18 protein-coding genes are annotated in these 20,713 nt (G+C 65.4%); 9 read left to right on the top strand and 9 right to left on the bottom strand.

What is annotated here, in order from left to right:
- The first annotated feature begins 61 nt into the window (after positions 1 to 61).
- Positions 62 to 1,108, top strand: coding sequence for a 3-isopropylmalate dehydrogenase (locus CSQ85_RS04430; protein ID WP_150382996.1), 1,047 nt, complete (start codon positions 62 to 64; stop codon positions 1,106 to 1,108).
- 321 nt (positions 1,109 to 1,429) lie between these two features.
- Here the strand turns inward: CSQ85_RS04430 and CSQ85_RS04435 are convergent, their stop codons facing one another.
- The 7 genes from CSQ85_RS04435 to CSQ85_RS04465 all read right to left on the bottom strand — a co-directional run bounded on the left by CSQ85_RS04435 (position 1,430) and on the right by CSQ85_RS04465 (position 10,531).
- Positions 1,430 to 3,958 carry a S9 family peptidase gene (locus CSQ85_RS04435; protein WP_150383065.1) on the bottom strand — a complete coding sequence of 843 codons (2,529 nt, stop codon included), beginning with the start codon at positions 3,956 to 3,958 and terminating at the stop codon, positions 1,430 to 1,432.
- A gap of 181 nt (positions 3,959 to 4,139) precedes the next feature.
- Positions 4,140 to 5,315, bottom strand: a complete 1,176-nt coding sequence (locus CSQ85_RS04440) for an App1 family protein (RefSeq protein WP_190972891.1) — start codon at positions 5,313 to 5,315, stop codon at positions 4,140 to 4,142.
- A gap of 92 nt (positions 5,316 to 5,407) precedes the next feature.
- Complete coding sequence (gene gcvH, locus CSQ85_RS04445; protein WP_107040724.1) at positions 5,408 to 5,815, bottom strand: glycine cleavage system protein GcvH; 408 nt, start codon at positions 5,813 to 5,815, stop codon at positions 5,408 to 5,410.
- Positions 5,816 to 5,836: 21 nt separating this feature from the next.
- Positions 5,837 to 7,552 (bottom strand): L,D-transpeptidase, encoded by a 1,716-nt coding sequence (locus CSQ85_RS04450; RefSeq protein WP_223846828.1) that lies wholly within the window; start codon positions 7,550 to 7,552, stop codon positions 5,837 to 5,839.
- Between the two features lie 254 nt (positions 7,553 to 7,806).
- The gene (nudC, locus tag CSQ85_RS04455) at positions 7,807 to 8,949 is read right to left on the bottom strand and encodes an NAD(+) diphosphatase (protein WP_150382998.1); all 1,143 of its coding nucleotides are present in this window, start codon (positions 8,947 to 8,949) and stop codon (positions 7,807 to 7,809) included.
- Between the two features lie 7 nt (positions 8,950 to 8,956).
- Positions 8,957 to 9,808 carry an alpha/beta fold hydrolase gene (locus CSQ85_RS04460; protein ID WP_150382999.1) on the bottom strand — a complete coding sequence of 284 codons (852 nt, stop codon included), beginning with the start codon at positions 9,806 to 9,808 and terminating at the stop codon, positions 8,957 to 8,959.
- 96 nt (positions 9,809 to 9,904) lie between these two features.
- On the bottom strand, positions 9,905 to 10,531 hold the full coding sequence (locus tag CSQ85_RS04465) for an NUDIX hydrolase family protein (protein WP_150383000.1): 627 nt from the start codon (positions 10,529 to 10,531) through the stop codon (positions 9,905 to 9,907).
- 181 nt (positions 10,532 to 10,712) lie between these two features.
- Between CSQ85_RS04465 and trxA the strand changes: the two genes are divergently transcribed.
- From trxA to CSQ85_RS04480, 3 genes are all read left to right on the top strand, one after another.
- Positions 10,713 to 11,081: a thioredoxin gene (gene trxA, locus CSQ85_RS04470; RefSeq protein WP_150383001.1), complete on the top strand. Its 369-nt coding sequence runs from the start codon at positions 10,713 to 10,715 to the stop codon at positions 11,079 to 11,081.
- Positions 11,082 to 11,163: 82 nt separating this feature from the next.
- A complete protein-coding gene (locus CSQ85_RS04475; RefSeq protein WP_150383002.1) occupies positions 11,164 to 12,813 on the top strand; it encodes a hypothetical protein in 1,650 nt (549 codons plus the stop codon).
- Between the two features lie 297 nt (positions 12,814 to 13,110).
- Positions 13,111 to 14,109, top strand: a complete 999-nt coding sequence (locus CSQ85_RS04480; protein ID WP_150383003.1) for an aggregation-promoting factor C-terminal-like domain-containing protein — start codon at positions 13,111 to 13,113, stop codon at positions 14,107 to 14,109.
- A gap of 531 nt (positions 14,110 to 14,640) precedes the next feature.
- Here CSQ85_RS04480 and CSQ85_RS13025 read toward each other — a convergent pair.
- Positions 14,641 to 14,835, bottom strand: a complete 195-nt coding sequence (locus tag CSQ85_RS13025; protein WP_190972894.1) for a hypothetical protein — start codon at positions 14,833 to 14,835, stop codon at positions 14,641 to 14,643.
- On the opposite strand from CSQ85_RS13025, the gene CSQ85_RS04485 reads away from it, so the two are divergent.
- The gene (locus CSQ85_RS04485) at positions 14,834 to 15,673 is read left to right on the top strand and encodes a hypothetical protein (RefSeq protein WP_223846829.1); all 840 of its coding nucleotides are present in this window, start codon (positions 14,834 to 14,836) and stop codon (positions 15,671 to 15,673) included. The two genes, CSQ85_RS13025 and CSQ85_RS04485, sit on opposite strands and share 2 nt — an antisense overlap.
- A gap of 1 nt (position 15,674) precedes the next feature.
- Here the strand turns inward: CSQ85_RS04485 and CSQ85_RS04490 are convergent, their stop codons facing one another.
- Complete coding sequence (locus CSQ85_RS04490; protein ID WP_150383004.1) at positions 15,675 to 16,601, bottom strand: hypothetical protein; 927 nt, start codon at positions 16,599 to 16,601, stop codon at positions 15,675 to 15,677.
- A 698-nt stretch (positions 16,602 to 17,299) separates the two neighbouring features.
- Between CSQ85_RS04490 and CSQ85_RS04495 the strand changes: the two genes are divergently transcribed.
- From CSQ85_RS04495 to CSQ85_RS04510, 4 genes are all read left to right on the top strand, one after another.
- Positions 17,300 to 17,860 carry a hypothetical protein gene (locus CSQ85_RS04495; protein WP_150383005.1) on the top strand — a complete coding sequence of 187 codons (561 nt, stop codon included), beginning with the start codon at positions 17,300 to 17,302 and terminating at the stop codon, positions 17,858 to 17,860.
- A gap of 95 nt (positions 17,861 to 17,955) precedes the next feature.
- Complete coding sequence (locus tag CSQ85_RS04500) at positions 17,956 to 18,540, top strand: arsenate reductase/protein-tyrosine-phosphatase family protein (RefSeq protein ID WP_150383006.1); 585 nt, start codon at positions 17,956 to 17,958, stop codon at positions 18,538 to 18,540.
- Between the two features lie 216 nt (positions 18,541 to 18,756).
- Positions 18,757 to 19,386, top strand: coding sequence for a helix-turn-helix domain-containing protein (locus CSQ85_RS04505; protein ID WP_150383007.1), 630 nt, complete (start codon positions 18,757 to 18,759; stop codon positions 19,384 to 19,386).
- Positions 19,364 to 20,692 carry a type II toxin-antitoxin system HipA family toxin gene (locus tag CSQ85_RS04510; RefSeq protein WP_150383008.1) on the top strand — a complete coding sequence of 443 codons (1,329 nt, stop codon included), beginning with the start codon at positions 19,364 to 19,366 and terminating at the stop codon, positions 20,690 to 20,692. The genes CSQ85_RS04505 and CSQ85_RS04510 overlap by 23 nt, the downstream gene beginning before the upstream one ends.
- Positions 20,693 to 20,713: the final 21 nt, after the last annotated feature.

Below are 20,713 nucleotides of genomic sequence, written 5' to 3' on the forward strand. Positions count from 1 at the left end.
GGTGTCCATAGGCCGAACACCGCCTGTGGACGCCCGAAGCGCGCGGGTAACGTTCAGTCACATGACTGATAACACCGCAACGAAGAAGTACCGGATCGCCGTCATCCCCGGCGACGGCATCGGCAAGGAAGTAACCCCGTGGGCGCAGAAGGCGCTCGAGAAGGCCGCACAGGGCGTGGCCGAATTCGAGTACGAGCACTTCGACCTCGGCGCCGAACGCTACCTCAAGGACGGGGCGATCCTGCCCGAGGAGGAAGAGGAGCGCATCAAGGCCAACGACGCGATCCTTCTGGGCGCCGTCGGCGACCCGCGCATCAAGGCCGGCATCCTCGAGCGCGGCCTGCTGCTGAAGCTGCGCTTCGACCTCGACCAGTTCGTCAACCTCCGCCCGTCCAAGCTGTACAAGGGCGTCACCTCCCCGCTCGCCAACCCCGGCGACATCGACTTCGTCGTCGTGCGCGAGGGCACCGAGGGCCTGTACTGCGGCGCCGGCGGGGCCGTCCGCCGCGACACCCCGAACGAGGTCGCCACCGAGGTGTCCATCAACACCGCGTACGGCGTCGAGCGCGTGGTGCGCTACGCCTTCAAGCTGGCCATGAAGCGCCGCAAGCACGTCACCCTCGTGCACAAGAAGAACGTGCTCGTCAACGCTGGTGACATGTGGCAGCGCATCGTCGACAAGGTCGGCAAGGAGTACCCGGAGGTCACCCACGACTACCAGCACGTCGACGCGGCCACCATCTTCCTGGTCTCCAACCCGTCGCGCTTCGACGTGATCCTGACCGACAACCTGTTCGGCGACATCCTCACCGACGAGGCCGGAGCCGTCGTGGGCGGCGTGGGCTACTCCGCGTCCGGCTGCATCAACGCGACCGACGAGTTCCCGTCCATGTTCGAGCCGATCCACGGCTCCGCGCCGGACATCGCCGGCCAGAACAAGGCCAACCCGACCGCCGCGATCCTGTCCGCCGCGATGCTCCTCGAGCACCTCGGCTTCGACGATGCCGCGAAGAAGATCCACACCGCCGTCGAGGCGGACATCGAGGAGCTCGGCTCGACCGTCCGCTCCACCGATCAGGTCGGCGAGGACATCCTCAAGCGCATCTGACCCTGTGTGGATGGTTGGGTGGGTATCCCATCACCGGGATACCCACCCAACCATCCACAAGGCCCGGTCACACGTCCCAAGCGTACGTTTGACCGGGCCTTTTTCACACCTATCCGGGGGAACGTACCCTGGGCAGAGGTAAGTGTACGTTCCCCCGGATGTCCCCCGGGAATACCAGACCAAACGTACGCCCAGCAACAGGTACCGTACGTTCGTCCGGATGGGCCACGGGAATACCCGGAGAAACGTACGGAGGTTTCCCGGACGGGAACGGGGGTTCGATGTCTGGTCCTCGGACCCCACCCGGACACCGGAACCCGGTTACTGGCCGAGGCCCATCACGTCCAGACACCAGGCGTTTTCGTAGGAGACCTGACGCCACTGCTTGTAGCGGCCGGAGGTGCCGCCGTGGCCAGCTTCGACCTCGATCTTGGCGATCGCGTCGAAACCACGGTCCTGCATCGCGGCGAGCCACTTCAACGGCTCCACGTACAGCACGCGCGTATCGTTCATCGACGTGGTGATGAACACACGCGGGAACCGTGTGCCCCTTTCGGGCAGGTTCTCGTACGGCGTGTACGACTTCATGTACCGGTACACGTCCTCGTCGTGCAATGGGTCGCCCCACTCGTCCCATTCGGTGACGGTCAACGGCAACGACGGGTCGAGGATCGACGTCAGGGCGTCGACGAACGGCACGTCCGCCTCGATGCCCTGATACGCCTCCGGCGCGATGTTCGCGATCGCACCCATCAACAGGCCACCCGCCGAGCCGCCGTTGGCGACGGTCCTGCGAGGATCGGCCAGATGCGCCTTCTGCAACGCGATCGTCGCGTCGACGAAATCCTCGAACGTGTGCTTCTTGTTGAGCCGTCTGCCCTGCTCATACCACGCGCGGCCCAATTCGCCGCCGCCGCGCACATGCGGTACCGCGTACAGCACGCCGCGGTCGAGCAGGCTCAGACGCGCCACCGAGAACGTCGGATCGGACGAGATCTCGTACGCGCCATAGCCGGTGATGAACATCGGAGCGTCCTGTACGGGGATGTCGCGACGCCACACCAACGAGACGGGGATGCGCTCGCCGTCGCGCGCGGTGATCCACACGCGGCGCTCCATGTAGTCGCGCGGGTCGAAGCCGCCCAATACGGTCGCGCGCTTGAGCAGCCGGTCCTCACCGGTGACGGGATCGAACTCGTGCAGCTCGCCGGGGCGCGTGTAGCTCGTGAACGAGTAGCGCATGCGCGGCGCGTCGTACGACGGGTTGCCGCCGGTGCCGATCGAATACAGGCGGCGCGTCTCGCCCGGCAGATGGTCGTCGCTCGCGCCGTCGGACGACGCCGTGTGATCCGGCGGATCCAGCTGACCATCCGCCCACAGACGCTCGCCGTGGTCGCCGGTCGTCTCGCCCCGGTCGTCGGCGATCGTGTCCCAGTCGTTCTCGAGCGACGGCGGCAATAGTTCGGTGAACCGCCACGGACGCCCGGCGAGGAAGTCCTCGGCCGCGAGATCCTTCGGCATGACCGCGACGTGCGGCAGGCCGTCCGCCCGGTAGGCGAGCGACACGAAATGACGGTGGATCGAGATGCCCTCGATGCCCAAGCCGTGCAACCCCTGCAGGATCGCCGGATTGGCGGGGTTCACGTACGCCTTGGTGATCGGCTGGCACGAGTTCGGCACGAGGCTCTCCCCCGCGTCCGCCCCTTCGCCAGGGACGCCCGTGACCTCGTCGCCGCGCTCGCAACCGTACGGCGAGCCCTGCGCGACGACCACGCCTTCGCCGAGCGAATACGGCGGCTCGTGGTCGCGCATGTCGATCACGTCGATCTCGAAGTTCGGGTTCTTCGCATTGTGGTAGACGACGGCGAGCGGGATATCGGCGCCGTTCTCGCCCGCGCCCTCGAAGCAGGCGAAACTCACGTCGTATTCGACGTCGGTCTTGCGCGGGATGAACGGCTTGAACTCGCCCTCGGGGCGGTTCACCGGCAGCATGAGCACCTCGGTGGTGGTCTTCGACCCGGTGCCGATCACGATGTTGCGCTCGTCGAAGCTCAGGCCGACGCCCACCCAGAATCGCTCGTCCTCCTCGCGGAAGACGCACTTGTCGGACTCGACCGGCGTGCCGACCCGGTGGCGCCACACGGCGCACGGACGCCACGCATCATCCAGTTCGACCCAGAACACGTATTCGCCGTCCGGCGTGAAGCAGGCCCCGCCGACGCCCTCGAACACCTCGGGCAGGTCGGCCTGGGATGCATGGCCCGGTTCGAGCGCGACCGGCTTGCCGAGGTCGCGGATGCGGAAGTCGTAGCGTTCGTCACCCTCGGTGTCGACGCCGTAGAGCATCCAACGGCCGTCACGGCTCAGATCCATGCCGCCCAGACGGAAGAAGTCGTGTCCGGCCGATTCCTCGTTCGCGTCGAACACGACGTGCTCGCCGGGCAGGCTACCGGGCGCGCCGAGCGGATCGACCTCGGGCGGGGTCCAGTCGTCCTGACCCTTGACGGGGATGCGGCACTGGACCGCGTACTGCTTGCCCTCCTGCGTGCGGGCGAAGTACCAGTAGCCGTCCATGCGCACAGGCACCGACATGTCGGTCTCCTGCACATGGGACTTGAGCTCATCGAACAGGGTGTTGCGCAAACCCTCCAGATGGGCGTTGCGGGTCTCGCACAGATCGTTCTGCGCCGCGACGTAGTCGCGCGTGCGCTTCGAGTCCTTGTCGCGCATCCACTCGTACGGGTCGAGGAACAGGTCGCCGTGATGCTCGCGACGCACGTAATCCTTGACCGCCTGCGGCACCAGCGGCGGGATCGTCAGGTCCGGCGACTCCGCTTCGACGACCTCCATGCGCGCGGCCGTCGCCTCGGCCGCCCACGCCATGTCTCGGATCGAGTCAAGCTGTTCGGGGTCCGTCTGACGCCCTTCGGGCGCGACGGCCCGCGGCTCCGTTGCCGTGGTGGTGTTCTTCTCTTCAGTCATACAGGCGATTATAAGCCGGACACACTGACCGCACGGGCGCGGCGCCCGCCTACAGGGCGTGCTCCTTCAGGTACGGCAGCATCGTCTTCATGAGGTTCGCGCCGGTGGGGCCGGTGAACACCGGCACATCGGTGACCGGGGTCGGCTGGGAGGCGGTCATGCCGCCCGCTGTGATCCCGAACGGCATCGCCTCGCGCGGGCTCAGCTGGCGGATCGCGATGGCGAGCACGCGCCCCGGATACCTCCGGGCGATCGTCGCGTACGTAGTCGGGTCCTTCTGACCGTCGTCGCCGACGAGGATGAACTTCATATCGGGGAAATCGCCCATCAGCTGCTCGGCGAACTCGAGCTTGTGCTGCGGACCGGTCGGGATGAACGTCTTGGGACGCGGGTCGAGGTCGCGCAGCAGCAGCGGCCCCTCGGGGAACCCGTGGTTGGCGATGAAGTGGCGGATCGACCCTTCCACGTTCCACGGCGAGGTCGACAGGTAGAAGAACGGCGCGTCCGGGAACAGGTCGGCGAGCTTGGTGAACAGCACGCTCATGCCCGGCACGGACGCCTTCTTCTCCGGGTCGAGGAACAGCAGGTTCCATGCGGCCTTCCACAGGACCGGCGCCTGCGTGATCATGATCGTGTCGTCGACGTCGGAGATGATGCCGACCTTCGCGCTCTTGGGGATCGTGAACAGGCTCGCGGTGACCGGCTTGCGGCCCCTGACACGGTAGGAGACCGTGTGCACGCCGGAGGTGAGCTTGTGCTCGGCGACCAGATCGAGGTATCCGGACGTGTCGGACAGCGCGTATTCGCTGTCGACGTCCGGCTGCGCATCGAGCGCGTCGTAGCGCTCGGAGGCGCCGACCTGCACGGTTTCGAGGGGGACGTCGTCGATGCTGATTCTGACCTGCGTGTGCGGCGAGGGGATCGCGAGCATGCCCTTGAATCCGCGCATGGCGAGACCGGACTGGCTGTGCGCGCCCGCGTACACGGTGCGGCAGATCAGTCGCGAGTAGTCGTTGGTGCCGTATCCGACGTACGGATCGACGCGGGGGAACCAGTCGAGGTCGTGTGCGGCCTTCGTCGCCGCCTTCACCCACACGCTGAACACGCGGGTGATGACGCGTCGGACGATACGCTCATACAGCGGCTGTATCTCGATGCGCTCGCGCCTGGATGCGGCGTCGAACGTCGTGACGACGTGACGGGCCGGAATCGGCACCGTGGGCATGTCGTCGGCCGAGATTCCGCCGTCGCGGCCGTTGTGGCCACGCTGGCCGTTGTGGCCGTTCTGGCCGTCGCGCGACCGGTTCCCCTCGCGGCTCATCGGATGACCTTCAGGTATTCCTCCGCGGTGAGCAGCTCCGGCTCGTCGTCCTCGAGCTCCACCTTGAGGATCCAGCCCTCGCCGTACGGATCGGAGTTGATGACGCTCGGATCGTCGGCGACGGCCTGATTCACGTAACGGATCGTGCCCGCGACCGGGGCGATCAGCGGCTCGACGGCCTTGGAGGATTCCAGTTCGAGGATCTCGTCGCCGGCCTCGACACGGGTGCCGACCTCGGGCAGGTCCACGTACACCAGCTCGCCGAGCTTCTCGGCGGCGTAGTCGGTGATGCCGAGCACGGCGGGTTCCAGCGTGGTGTCGACCCACACATGGTCGTCGGAATATTCGAGGTGCTCGGGCACGTCGAGGTTCAGCGGCTGGTCGTCATCAAGTTCATCGTTCATGGCTACAAGGGTAGCAGGGATTCAGCGCACCGGGCTGGACGGCTGGGAGCCGACGACCTGGACGATCGCGCCGTCCGGGATCGTCGTGTAGATCCAGTTGGCGTCGGCGTCGTACATGTTCACACATCCGTGCGAACCGTGGTTGACCGGGTCGCCGGAGGCGATCGCGGAGTAGTTCCACGGCGCGGAGTGGAAGCCCTCGCCGCCGTTGAAGTAGGTGACCCAGCGCACGTTCGGGGTGACGTAGTCCTCGCCGCGCATCGTCTGCGTCTTGTACTTCAGATACACGTAGAACGTGCCGTTGTCGGTCTGGGTGGAGCCCTTGCCGGTGACGACGTTGAACGTCTTGATGACCGCGCCGTTCTGGTAGACGGTCACCGTCTGCGAGCTCTTGTCCACGACGAGGCGGTATTCGCTCTTCTTCTGCTTGGTGTCGTACTTGGTGACGTCCGCGGCGACCTGCACGGTGCCGCCCTCGCCCTTCTCGAGCGCGGAGACGACCTGCGTGGCGGCCGCGTCGGTGTCCTTGACGGTCACGCCGTTGACGCCCTTGGTCTGCGCCTTGATGACGACCGTGCCGTTGCCGTCGACGATGTCGACCTGCGAGACCATCTTCTGGTTGAGCTGTTCCGGCAGCTGCTGCGCGAGGTACTGCTTGACCGCGTCGGCGTCGTACGAGATCGTGATCTCGCCCTTCTCCGGCTCGCCGGTGGGCTTGATCCACTTGGCGACCTCCTCGGCCGGCAGCGTGAACTGCTTCGTGTCGCCGTTGGTCAGCACGACCGGGGTGGTCAGGCGCTGGTTGGCCTGATCGGCGGCCTGCTGGGCCGTGGCGAGCGTGATCGGGGTCTCGGTGGCCTTGTCCACGACGCTGACGGTCGCGGCCGTGCCCGGCTCGGCGATGGCCTGCTCGACGGCGGCCTTCACCTTCGTGGTGTCGGGCGTGGAGCCGCCCCGGCCCTCGGTCGCGACGAAGGCGTGCGATTCGGCGCTGTAGGCGATCGACGACGGCACCGCGCGGCCGGATTCGTCGATCAGCCGCGAGGCGAGGTAGTCGCTCATCGTGAAGTCGTTGGTGGTGGCGGTCAGCGTGACGCCCTTGTGGCTGAACGGGTTGACGCGCACGAGGTCCTCGAGGAGGTTGGATGCCGCCTTGGCGCCCAGCAGCTCGTCGACGGTCGCGTCGATGTCGACGTCCACGCCGAGGTCCTTGAGCGAGGCGGTGACCTTGCTACCGCTGGTGGTGTCGTTCACCGTGATCGCGGAGTCCTTGACGGCGGTCGAGACGGTGGAGGCGAGCTCGTCGCGGTTCTGGCCGGTGACGCTCACCGCGCCGAACCTGACGCCCGGGGCGACGCGGTCGGAGAAGTACCAGCGCGCGGTGAAGAACGCGCCGACCAGCGCGGCCAGCAGGACTCCCACGACGATCAGGGTGATGACGAGGCCCTTGTGGGACTTCTTCGCGGTCGCGGTCATGCCGGTCATATCGATGTTCCCGTCGGTGGCGTCCGTGTTCATGGTCGTGTTCGCGTTCGGCTGAGCGCCGTCGGCGCGCACACGGCGCGACGCCCCGTAGGACGCGGCCGCCGAGGCGCCGGACGCCGAGAGACCCGGCATCGGCACCGCAGCCGCGGCGCCCCCGATCGGGGCCATGCGCTGCGTGGACTCGAAGTCGCCGCGCATGGCGCCGTACTCCGGCTTCCAGTCCGACATGCGTTGCGTCTGCTCGTCAGTCATTACCGATTCCTTACTTCCCGTGGCTTTCCGTACTTCGTGTTTCGTGCTCCCGACGATTCCCGTCGTGCTTCCCGTATGGAACTGCTCCCGACTGTACAACAACGTCATCCCATCCGGCAGGGGAATTTCCGCGAAATTCCGCGAAATATCGGCGATATCGCGCGATATTCACCGAATGGAAACACGACCGTGACATAGCTCACAGTGAAATATTTGCTTTTGATCGGTCTATTCGTGGGGTTCTCTGCGGTAGCTCACAGCTCGTGCCCGAGCCACTCCTCGATCATGTACCGCGCGATCGTGGCCTTGCCCGGCGCGCTGACCTGTTCCGAGATGATCGCGGCCATGTACTCGTCCGGCGTGAACCAGCGGGCCTCGACGGTCTCGACGTTGTCCACGCGCACGTCGGTCGTCAGCGCGTGCGCCTTGAACGCCATCATGAGGGACGCGGGGTACGGCCACGGCTGGGACCCGAGGTACTTGACCTCGCCGAGCGTGATGCCGACCTCCTCCATCGCCTCGCGGCGGGCGGCGTGCTCGAGGTTCTCGCCGGCCTCGACGAAGCCGGCCGACACCGAGTAGAGCGTCGGGTTCTTCCACGCGGCGTTGTGCTGCATGAGCGCACGGCCGGCGGAGTCGACGATGATCGTGATGACGGCGGGCTCGACGCGCGGGAACAGCAGCCGACGGCCGTCGGCCTCGGACGTGCAACGCTGCGCCCAGCCGCCGTTGGCAGCCTCGACGGGCGCGCCGCAGGTCGGACAGTGACGCTGGCGGTTGTGCCAGATGCTCAGGGAGATGGCGGTCGTGGCCTGTCCGGCCTCACGCGCGGAGGCGTGCGGCGCGAATCCGCGCAGGTCCACCCAGTCGAACCGGTCGAGGGCCTGCTCGAGCAGCCCCTTGCGCGTCTGCGGGCCGTCGGCCGCGTTCGTCTCGTCGAACGCGTCGTCGGCGCCGTGCGCGGCCGACGCCCCGGAGGCGACGCCACGGCCGCGGCCCGCGCCGTTGGTGCCGTCGTCCGTGCCGAACGTGGCCGGACGGGATGTGACGCGCGTGATGTCGACGGCGATGACGTGCTCGTCGCGACGCCCGCCGTAGCTGCCGAGGAACATCGCGACCGCGTCCGGGTTGGCCTTGAGCTCGGCGGCCATGTACGCGCCGGGCAGCGTGGCGAGGCGCAGCTTGACGTTCTCGTAGTCGACGAGTTCGCCCTGGCCGCGCGGCACGGCGATGAGGCCGCCGCGCGTCAGGATGACCTTCGTGGCCGGTTCGGCCAGGGTCGCGTCGATGAGATCCGGCTCGCCGCGGCGATCGGTCTGATAGTCGATATCGCCCTGCGCGAGCGGCAGGAACGGCAGCGCCTGCGTCAGCGCAAGCGGGTTGAAGGAGATGCTCATGGGCGGCTCACGCATCCTTCACTGCGCGGGCGACGAGGTCGACCAGCGCACGGGCGACCGTGTCCGGGTGCTCGACGGCGCTGAAGTGGCCGCAGTCTGGGATCGGGGTGAAGACGGCGTTGTCGCCGATGCGTTCGGCCAACGGGCCCATCACGCTCGGGTTGCTCGTCGGGTCGAGCTCGCCGGAGACGACCGCGACCGGCACGTCCATCGACTCCGGGACGCCCGCGAGTTCGGGCCGGCCGTAGGTCATGCGCTGGCGCCACGCGAGTCCCGCCGGGTTCTGGTCGTTGATCCACGCGGTCATCCGGTCGATGAACGGCTGGCTTTTCTTCACGGTGGAATCACCCTCAGCAGGCTGGGCGAAGTGCATGACCGGCTTGACGCTGTCCGTGGCCTCGCATGCGTCGGAGGTCTTGAGGCGCGCCTCGCCGCCGACGCCGTCGGAGGAGGCCATCGTGTCGCACAGGGCGATCGCGGCGACCGCCTCGGGGTGCAGCCGGTACAGGTCGGTCACGAGGTAGCCGCCCATCGACAGGCCGGCCCACACGGCCTTGTCATGGCCGGCGGCGCGGATCAGGTCGACGTACGACTCGGCCATGCGGTCGAGCGCGTCCGGGTACGAGCCGTTCGCGGCGCGACGGCCGGACTCCTTGTCGCCCGGCGCCGGGGACTCGCCCGAGCCCGGCATGTCCGGGGCCCAGATCGGGAAGGGCTCAAGGCCATGTTCGTCAGCGAGCGCGGCGATACGGTCGGCGCATTCGAGCCACATGCGGCCGTCGACCGGGTAGGCGTTGACGAGGACGAGCGGGGTGCCGGCCCCCGCGCGAAGGATGCGGTTGTGGATGGTGAAGGTCATGGTCACGCCTCCGGTGTGTGGTTCATATCGGTCATATTGGTCATCGTTGTCATCTCGGGCAGGCTATCTCAGGCAGGATTATCCGCCTCATCGGCCTCATATGGAGGCCCATTCCAGGGCCTTGCGGACGATGCGGTCGTGGCCGTTGGTCATCTGGGCGAGGAACTTGTCGAGCATCTCGGAGTGGGGGTTGACCCATTCGACGTCGAGCGTCTCGTCCTGCGGACGGCAGTCGCCCGCGATCGGCACGATGTAGCACAGCGCGATCGCGTGCTGCCTCGGATCGAAGTATTCGGACAACCCCGGCGTCGGGAAGAACTCGGCGACCGTGAACGGCTGGAGGTTGATCGGCAGCACCGGCAGGGCGATGTCACCCAGATCCTTGGCGACGTTGCGGGCGATCGCCTCGCGCAGCGTCTCGTGGAACAGCACGCGCCCGGAGATCAGCGCGCGCTCGATCGACCCGTCCTCGGTGACGCGCAGCAGGGAGCCGATCTGCGCGATGCGTCCGAACTCGTCGGTGCGCACCGGCACGATCTCCACGTAGGCGATGGGCATCTGGCTGCGGGCGCGGTTGATGTCCGCCGGATCAAGCCATCCGGGCGGGTTGCCGTGGCCGGAACCGCGGATGAAGTCCTCCGGGGTCACATGGTCGAATTCACCGCGGGGGCGGTCGGCGTCGAAGTCGCCCTCCTCGGGCACCTCATCATTCATCACTGGCATGCGTCCCATTATCGCGCGTTCGCGTGACCGGGCAATGATCCGAATCACCTGTCGGCGCAAGTCCTTGCCTTTGTTGTCCCGTGCTGGTTTGCTGGTGGGTATGTGTGCGCACGACCCCGCGCGCACGGGAGCGATCGCATATCGCGCATATCACGTACACACGTACATAAGGAGCTTCACCATGGCAACCACCACCCTCACCTCCGCCGAGTTCGAGAAGACCATCAACGACAACGACATCGTGTTCGTCGACTTCTGGGCCACCTGGTGCGGCCCGTGCAAGGCGTTCGGCCCGATCTTCGAGGCCGCAAGCGACGAGGCGGACAACAAGGGCATCGTCTTCGCGAAGGTCGACATCGACCAGAACCAGGACCTCGCCGCCGCCGCGGGCATCCAGGCCGTGCCGACGCTGATGATCGCCAAGCAGGGCCAGATCGTGTTCCAGCAGGCCGGCGCGCTGCGCGCCGAGGACCTCGACGACCTGATCGCGCAGGCCAAGAAGCTCGACCTCGCGGCCGCGCAGGCCGATGCGTCTGCGCAGGAGGCCTGATTCACCTTCCGCGTGGACGTTCCATCTCCACTCGTCTCGACTATGATGATGCGCAGTGAATCATAGGGGGTAATGGAGAGTTATGACGAATCCGAAGCAGACGGAGAACACGCCGGACGGCATTCCCGATCCGGCGGACAAGCCGAGCATCAACAGCGGCATCGATGCGAACAACGTGCGGTTCAACGGCTCCTCGCTGCTCAATCCGCAGGGTGACGACGACTGGGACATTCCCGCGCTGTCATTCCCCAACATCGACGAGCATAGCGGCGTCCCCTCGCCCGAGGAGGTCAAGCGGAGCCTGACCTTCCCGTCGGTGCCGTCGTCCGCGCCGGCGATCGGCACGCCCATTGCGACGCCCGCGCCGATGCCGGCCTCGATGGCCCCGGCGAGCCCGGCGATTGCGTTCCCGGCCGATTCCGGTTCGGAGACGACCGTGCTGCCGCCACTCAACATCAACGTGCCCGCCAGCGGGCGTCCTTCCGCCACCGGATCGGCCCCAAGCCCGGTGATCGCTCCCGGTGCGGTCGATCTGGGCAAGGTCGCGGATGGCGGCAATCAGGCGTTCGAGAACCTCGAAGACGTCTCGGATGAGCCGACCGAAGCCGATGAGATCGACGAATCGTACGATTCGGCCGATGCCGACGCCAACGGCGGATCCGACGGCTCGGGCCGCGGAGGCGATCGCGGACGCGACGGCGAATCACGCGGCGCAAGCCGCACGGTCAGCCGCAAGCCGATCATCATCGGCGTCGTGGTCGCCGCGCTCGTCGCGGCGGCGGTCGGCGGCACGGTCTTCTTCCAGCGGTACCGCAGCCAAAACGCGTTCAACGAGGCGATCTCCAGCTGCGAAACCGCCTCGAACGAAGTGAACACCGCGAACGACACGCTCGCCGAAGCGCTGCGGAAGGCCGACGAGGCCAGTAAGCTCAGCATCGACCAGGTGTCCGACGCCACCACGATCAGCAAGCTCAAGACCGCCGTCTCCGACGCCAGCGGCGCGGGCAAGGTGGTCGCCTGCGATGCGAGCCTGTCGACCAGGGAACTCACCAGCCGCGCCGAGGAGAACTCGAAGCTCGCCGACACGCTGAACAGCCACATCAAGACGGTCGACTCGGCGCTCAAGGCCGTCACCGACAGCCAGCAGGAGAAGAACGACGCCGACGTCAAGGCGGCGAAGGACACCCTGCAGCAGGCCGTGACCGACGCGCAGACGCTGATGACGAAGAGCGAGGGCGCGGTGGCGGACGACTCCACCCGTCAGACCCTGCAGTCGGCCATCGACGCGGCGAACAACCTCATCAACGCCAGCGATCCGAAACTCGAGGATCTACAGAGCTCGCTGACGGCGCTGCAGAACGCGACCAACGCGGTCAACGACTCGATGAGTTCGTACTCGAGCAGCCGCAGCTACTCCAGCAACTCCAGCGGCACCAGCAACAACCGCTACACCGGAAGCACGGGATCCACCTCCAGGCCGAACACGTCCGGTTCCGGCAGCGGTGCCGGCACCGGATCGACCGGTTCCGGCTCTGGTTCCGGCAGCAACTCGGGCAATAACTCGGGCAATAACTCGGGCAACAGCGGTTCCGGCAACGGCACCGACTCCGGCAGCAATGGCGGCGAGACCGGCGGCTCCGGCAACGGCGGTACCGAATCCGGCGGTACTGGCAACGGCGGCGAGACTGGCGGCTCCGGCTCGGGTTCGGGCGGCAACGGCACTGCCGAGTAGACCGCCGTTCATCCCCGATCACGACTGCCCCGCGACTTTTCGAGCATATGCATTCTGTGCGCATGTTGCATCGGAAGGACGCGGGGCAGTCGGCGTTCCGCGCATAGTAGGCATGGTCGGCATGGGTCGGCATAGTTATCGCAAAGCCGAAGGAGTTAGCAATTCTTCTTCCCTGTGGGGTAGGATGGTCGGCAGTATAAAGGTCCGGCTTCACCACGGCGATGTCATCGTATACCGCAGCATCGCCGCAAGCCGGTCATGGGATGTGCCAGAGGCTTACCAAGGCTAAGGAGCGTAATGGCGAATCATCGCAGGAAAACGCCTACCCTGAAATCATTGAGCAGGCGACAGTGGATCCGTATCATCGCCGTGATCGCGGCAGTGGCCATGCTGGCGGGCGCGGCGGTGGTGTCGCGCAACTTCTACCAGCAGTCGCAGCAGGTCGCACCGGTCACCGAGTTCTCCGCCACCGACAACGCGTCGACCGTCTCCCGTGGCGGCGCGCGTGGCTCGCTCGGTGACGACACCTCGTACGTGACCGTCAAGATCAACGGCAAGTCGCGTACCGTGCTCGGCACGGACTTCACCGACGTCAAGTCGGTGCTTGAACAGGGCGACATCGTGCTCGACCCGAGCGACGAGGTGACGCCTTCGCTGACGACGAAGGTCACCGAATCGACCGTCATCACCATCGAACGCGCGGGCGCCACGCTCGAGACCAACGACACGGACATCGCGTTCAACACCGTCAAGAAGGAGACCGCCGCGCTGCCGAAGGGCACCGAGAAGGTCCAGCAGGAGGGCAAGGTCGGCACGATGGAGACCACGAGCCTCGTCACCCGCGCGGGCGGCAAGGTGGTCGAGTCGAACGTGTTCGCCTCGTACGTGAAGACCGCCCCGACCGACAAGATCGTGCTCGTCGGCACCGGTTCGACGTCGTCGTCCTCGTCGTCCACCGCATCGTCGTCGAGTTCGCTCGGCACCACGGTCCCGGCCTCCGAGATGCAGACGTGGGCGCATGACTACCTGATCGCCAACGGCTACACGGAGAACGACTTCACCGCCGCCGTGTACATCATCAACCACGAGTCCGGTTGGAACCCGCGCGCCACGAACCCCTCCTCCGGCGCGTACGGTCTGCCGCAGGCGCTGCCCGGCTCCAAGATGGCCTCCGCGGGCGCGGATTGGGCCACCAACTACCAGACGCAGTTCAAGTGGTTCGTCGGCTACTGCAACTCCCGCTACGGCGGCATCACCGGCGCCTACAACCACTGGCTCAGCGCGCACAGCTACTGACCTGTGTTCCATATTGAGTCCCAGGGATCCTCGCACACCGCGGGGATCCTTTTTCTTTTACTCTTCTGTCCCCTTTTTGATCACTGCCTCTCCCCTCCTCCCTCCTTCTCAACGCCACTGCATGAGGTCCATTGTCACAACGTGATCCCAAACGGCTTTCCGATCATGTTGTGACAAGAATCCTTGTCACAACATCACGAAATCACTCCGAATTTCACGTTGTGACAACAACACCAGCCGATCAAGCCCCTAGTCGATAACCGCTCAAACTCAAAAGCGCGGAATTCCGCCATTCCTGTGATCTCTGAATGACGAAGATCGGCGGCACTGGGCGGTGCTCTTGTCACAACTTGCATGAATCACCCGAAATAACACGTTGTGACAACGAAACTTGTACACAACGTGCGATAGACACCCGGATTGAGCACGTTGTGACAATCGACCAACAGATCAAGCAGTTCCGATCACCCGTTCAAGCCGACGATTCATCGAAATCGCACGGATCTCCGGTGTACGGAGGAGTCCGAGGGCTCATCCACCCGGGAAGGGCTTCGTCCACAGGGGCGCGTTTCGCTTCACTTGAGCGGAATCGGACGGATACGGTGTCGGGATGGATACACAGACAACCATCCCCATGAACGAAAGCCTCATCCAACGCAAACGCGCCATGATCGAGCGCTGCACCGCTGCGGCGAAGATCCACGGACAGCCGATGCTCTTCGGCATGACCACCTCGCTGATCCTGCAGGGCGTGCCGCTGCCGACGTGTGATCTGGATGCGGAGGCATTGCATACGGTGTGCAGCTCGACGAGCAGACGTATTCGTCGCCGGAATCCCCCGACGCATCCGCACGTGTGGAAGCAGTTCGGTTCACAGCATCTGGTACGCATCAACAAGCTCGTCGTCGCCCTCAATCTGTTTCTGACGTGGGCGCAGATGGCCGATCACATGGATCTTGAGCAACTGGTGATTCTCGGCGATTCGATCATCACCGCCGTCGAGCGGAATCAGCCCGCGCCCATGAGAGGCAACGGTACGATCATCCGCGACCGGCTCATCGACACCGTACTCGGACTTGATCCATTCAGGGGCAAAAGGACATGCGCGCTCGCGGCGTCGTTGCTGATGCCGAATGTCGCCTCGCCCAAGGAGTCGGAGATACGGCTCTGCCTGTTGCGCCATGGACTCCCGACGCCCGAGACGAATCATGTGGTGCCGAACGCCTCGTTCAGGTCCGGTGCAGCGATGACGCTCGATCTGGCATGGCCGGACGAGCACGTCGCTGTCGAGTACGACGGCGATCAGCATCGGACGGACAAACGGCAATGGAGGCGGGATCAGGAGAAGAGGGAGCTGCTGCGCAGCCGCGAGTGGACGGTCATCATCGCCGCGGCGGACACGATTTCGGATGAGGCGTCGTGTGCGGAATTCGCCTGGCGCGTGGCGCGGGCGCTGATCACGAACGGCGCGACGTTCAGGCTGCTGCCGTCGCCGAAACCGTTGCGGCAGGTGGCGAGGGAGCAGTCGCGGGAGATGTCGCGGGGATCAAGGCCCCGGTCATGACTCAGTGCTCGGAACTCTCGGAGGCACCGGAGGTTTCGGAGTGGTATTGGGCGATGACCTTGAGCAGGTAGGCGGCGGCGAACAGGCCGAGGGTGACGGCGAGCAGCACGGGCAGGGCGACGCCGGTCTGGGCCAGCGTGCCGCGCACGGCGTTGGAGACGGCGTTGCCGGATGCGTTCGCGTTCGAACCGTTCGAGCCGGCCGCGGTGTTCTGCGAGGCGTTGGTCACGGTGCCGTTCGTCGTGGAACCGGCGGTCGTGGTCGAGCCGCCGTTCGGGCCGGAGCCGTTCGAGGAGCCGTTGCCGTTGGATCCGTTGCCGCCATTGCCCGTGGAACCGTTGCCGTTTGGCACGCTGTTGAGCGAGTCGTTCAGCGACTGCTGGAAATCCTTGTGCCACTCCTCGCGCGCGGCGACCCATTCAAGGTGATTTTGCTTGATGAGGTCGTGCTCGGCCTTCAGATCGGAGTGCAGCTGGTCGAGATGCTGCTGGCTGTCGACCATGTCCTGATGGATGATCTCGTGGCGCTCGTGCGCGCGGTCGTAGGCGCCGTCGACGGCGTTCTTGATGTCGTCGTGCGTCTGCTGGGCGTCCTGCCATGCCTGCTCGTGATGCTGACGCAGGGCGTCCGCGTCCTGATGGATCTGGTCGTGCACCTGCCCGGCGTGTTCGATCTCGGTGTCGATGTCCTGCTTGATCTGCGTGTTGGTGTTGTGGATGTGCTCAAGCGTGCCGCCGAGATCACGCGATCCGGAGCCCGCCGACGTCGGGGCGGAGATGGAGGACGGAACGCCCGGGTTCAAGGTCGAGGGGGCCGCCGCCATCGCCGAGGACGGCACCGCGAACGCCAGTCCGCAGGCGCCGATCAACGCGACCGATGCGGCCGTCATGCGCCTGATCGCCCTGCTCTTCACCGTTACATCGTTCATCGTTCGCGATGCACCCATCGTGATCACACCCCATCCTCAATCGGCCGACCATCCGCCGCTATATTCCGGTTTCACATCCTAGGAGCGATCGATATGAGGGGCAATCGACAGTGCTAGACAAGATGTCCATATATGCCGGAGGCGCCGGGCCCTCCTCGCGATGGTCGGGCCGACCGTTACGGGTACACCCGAGACCCGTCGGGTACTCCCCGAGCCCCGTTCCGCAGGCCCCATCGACGAATACCCCCTATACTGTCCACAAGAGCAGGATCTCGTGCATGACACGATACCCCCGAACTACACCATCACGGCAACGTCGCAACGGCACTGCGGCATCACCGAAAACAGGCGGATGCTCGACCGGCAACCGGCGTCGGCGTGTCTCATCAAACGATGCACCCGTTCTCCTGACGGGAGTTGACAAATTCCCGGATTCATGCGGTTGTTCGCGCTAACGATAATGAGCCGACCACCCCACCCCCCGTCGACGGGGTACATACCACCATACGAACCGGCAATAAGGGGGAGCATACGGGGGTGTATGGTAGGGGGACTATACGCGTACAGGCGGAAACCACGGACGAATCGCGACACGCGGCGATTACGCCGCAGAGCACGCAAAGGATGCGCGGGCGAAACCCGATGCAGCCGAATCACAACCCGCAACGCAGGAACAAGAAGAACAAGGAACGCTTGACATGAAGAAAACCATCGTGGCCGTTCTGGCCACCATCATCGCCACGCTCGGCCTCGGCCTCGCCGCCGGCACCGCCGTCGCGGAACCGTACGGAGCGAACGTCACCGTCTCCGGCACCACGGCGACCGTGACGTTCCAGTCCGGCACGTTCGAACCGAACGAGACCGTCACCGTGACGTGGGACGACAACGTCATCCGCGATGTCCAGCAGATCGGCGCGCGCACATTCAACGCGAAGTCCGACGGATCGCTGTCGCTGCGCTACATCTTCCAGCCCAATCAGGCGGGACAGACCGTCACGGTGACCGTGTCCGCCGCGTCCGGCACGCACTCCGCCACCGTGACGCTGCCCGCCACCGGCGCGGGCGATCAGTCCGGTGACTCGTCCGCCTCCGGTTCCGGCACGACCGGTTCCGACACGACCGGCGGCGTCTCCTCCATCACGGCCGGCGCGACCGTCGCCAAGACCGGCGCCGCCATCGCCCCGTATGGCGTGGCCGCCGTGCTGCTGGCCGCGGCCGGCGTCGCGCTGTTCGCGGTGCGCAAGACGAGCCGTCGCTGAAAACCTCACATGATGGAGGGCCGGAACACACAGTTCCGGCCCTCTTTCGTTAGAATCGGAAATCACCATCGCATCGGGAAGGGCGGTCGACCATTATGCAGATCCTGTTCGTGTGCACCGGCAACCAGTGCCGTTCCGTCATGGGCGAATACCTGATGAGGACCGGGCTCGCGGCGCGCGCGGGACGGTCGGCGGACGGGACCGACGGCAGGGCCGAAGACGGGACCGACGTGCGCAGCGCCGGGACCCTGCAATACCCACCGCATCCCGCCGACCCGATGGTCGTCGAACTGCTCGCCGCGGACGGCATCGACGCCACCGCGCACCGCTCGACGCCATTGTCAGCCGAGCTGAGCCGAGCCGCGGACCTGATCCTGTGCTTCGAACGCGAGCAGATCGCCGACCTGCTCGCGCAGAACCCGCTCGCCGCGCGGCGGACGTTCCTGTTCGACGATTTCGTCAACGTGTGCGCGAGGTTGCGGGCGGATGCCGTGGCGATTCCGGGCGACTCCCCCGCCGACCGGCTGCGCGAGGCGATGGCGTCCGCGCCGATGGTCCGCCCGTTCCTGCCCGAGGCGGCCGAGACCGAGGACCCGCACGGCAAGTCGCGCGAGGTGTTCGTGCGCGTCCACGGCGAGATCGCCCGAGGTGTGAACACCATCCTCGACGCCGTGGCGTGAGTCTAGGCGAGAGTCACGAGACGGCCGGTTCGGCGGCCGGTTTGACGGCCGGTTTGACGGCATCAGCCATACACTCCGTCACCATACGTCACGAAGTCAATCCCAAGTCAATTTCAAGTATCTGGATGTTAGATTTCTCTTACATTTTATAAGTCAAATATGTTAGAATTAACGAACAATACGGAAGATGTTCGGTAAATCTAACATAGGACGACGATGGGAATATCAAGCAACATCCGATCCATCAGACAGCTGACGGTGGCGTTGCGTGACGCCCGCGTGACGAAGCGCATCACCCAAGCGGAACTGGCCGAACGGACCGGACTGACCCGTCCGTGGATCAGCCAGTTCGAGCAAGGCAGAATCAACAACGCCAGCATATCCCGCATATTGCTGCTCTGCCGCGAGCTCGAAGTGAACCTGACCGTCTCATACGGCACTCCCGCCGACGCACCGGAGCGACCCGACACCACACGGGGCAACGACACGACCGCGACCGAACCGTCCGGCGAGACCTACGTCACGGGCTCGAAAGCGACCGACCGACCGATCGCCCGGCAGTCGGGCCAACCGGGGAATCCCACCAAGCATTTCCAGCATTTCCAAGCTCCCTCTCCCGAACAGATGGCCGACATATCCGCGCAATTGCAATCGCTTGCGAATTTCCCGACGGCCCCCTATCTCGCCGCCTTGCGCAACCTTTCCTCCGAGGAGCCGACGAGTACCGTTTCGATGGCCGACGAGTCGATGACCGACGAGTCGGCAAAGGAACCCACACCGGACGATCCGAGCGATACGTCGCAGCGAACGCCAAAGGAGCGCAATGACGAAGATCAAGAGTCTTGACGTCCTGCTCAACGGGCGCCACATCGGAGAACTGCGTGAGGACGCGACCGGCAGGCACAGCTTCATCTACGATCCGACCAGTCCCGATTCGATGCAGCTCTCGCTGTCCATGCCCCGCAAAGCCGATCCATGGGAGGGAGCTCCGATCGAGGCGTACATCGACGGCATCCTTCCCGACGATCCGGCGATACGACAACGCATCGGACGGCTGTACGGCGTCAATCCACGCAACCCGTTCGCCCTATTGACCGCAGTGGGACTGGACTGCGGCGGCGGAGTCCAATTCGTCGTGCCGGACACGGAGGAAAACACCGATGGCCCTGTACCGACGGATGGGCGAATCACCCCCATCAGCGAGGAGCGCATCGGGCAACGACTGCTTGCCATCGCCGGCGATCAGCAGGCATCCTGGCAGAGCGGGGAGGAGCACTGGTCCCTGAACGGCGCTCAGGACAAACTCGCCCTTCGGTACACGAATGGGCAATGGTATGAGGCCGAGGGGTCCGCCGCCACCACGCATATCATCAAGCCGGGCATACATGGACTGAGAGAACAGGCGTTCAACGAATATCTATGTATGAAAACCGCCGAAAAGCTGGGGTTGCCCGTCGCCAGAACCGACTACCGGGTGTTCGGCGGCGTCCCGGCGATCGTCAGCGAGCGCTGGGATCGCGTCATCGACGATACCGTCGTCCCTGCCACGGTGAGGCGGATCCATCAGGAGGACTTCTGTCAGGCGATGAGCGTCATGACCGATCGGAAGTACCAATCCGACGGAGGCCCCGGGGCCGTTGACATCGTGCGATACATGAACGGCAACGGGTTTCCGGAGGAGGATACGGACACATTCGTCAAAGCGCTGATGTTCAACTATCTGATAGGGGGATCCGATGCGCACGCCAAGAACTATGCGATCCTCGAACCCGCGCATGAACCTCCTCGACTGGCCCCGCTCTACGACATCGCGTCCCTGTTCGCCTACGACACCCGGCGCAGGGAGAGGAAACTGGCGATGAGCATCGGCGGCGAGTATCGGTGGGAGCGCATCGAACTGCGCCACTGGGAGAGGTTCTTCGAACAATGCGGCGCGACTCCGGCAGACCGGGAACGGTTCGCCGGCATGCTCGCCCAGCTCGCCGTGCGGACGGTTCCCGCCTTTGCGCAGGCGTCCGCCGAAGCATTGGCATGGGCGAGGGTTCTTCCGGGATCCACCGGGGAGGACGCGAACGACAAGACGACGCTCGTCAACCGTATGGGAACGGCCATCGTCGCGCAGAGTGCGCGCGTGCTGGGCTGGTTCTCTTGAACCTCGTTCCGTCGCCGGATC

The sequence above is a fragment of the Bifidobacterium rousetti genome (assembly GCF_008698235.1).
Lineage (GTDB): Bacteria > Actinomycetota > Actinomycetes > Actinomycetales > Bifidobacteriaceae > Bifidobacterium > Bifidobacterium rousetti.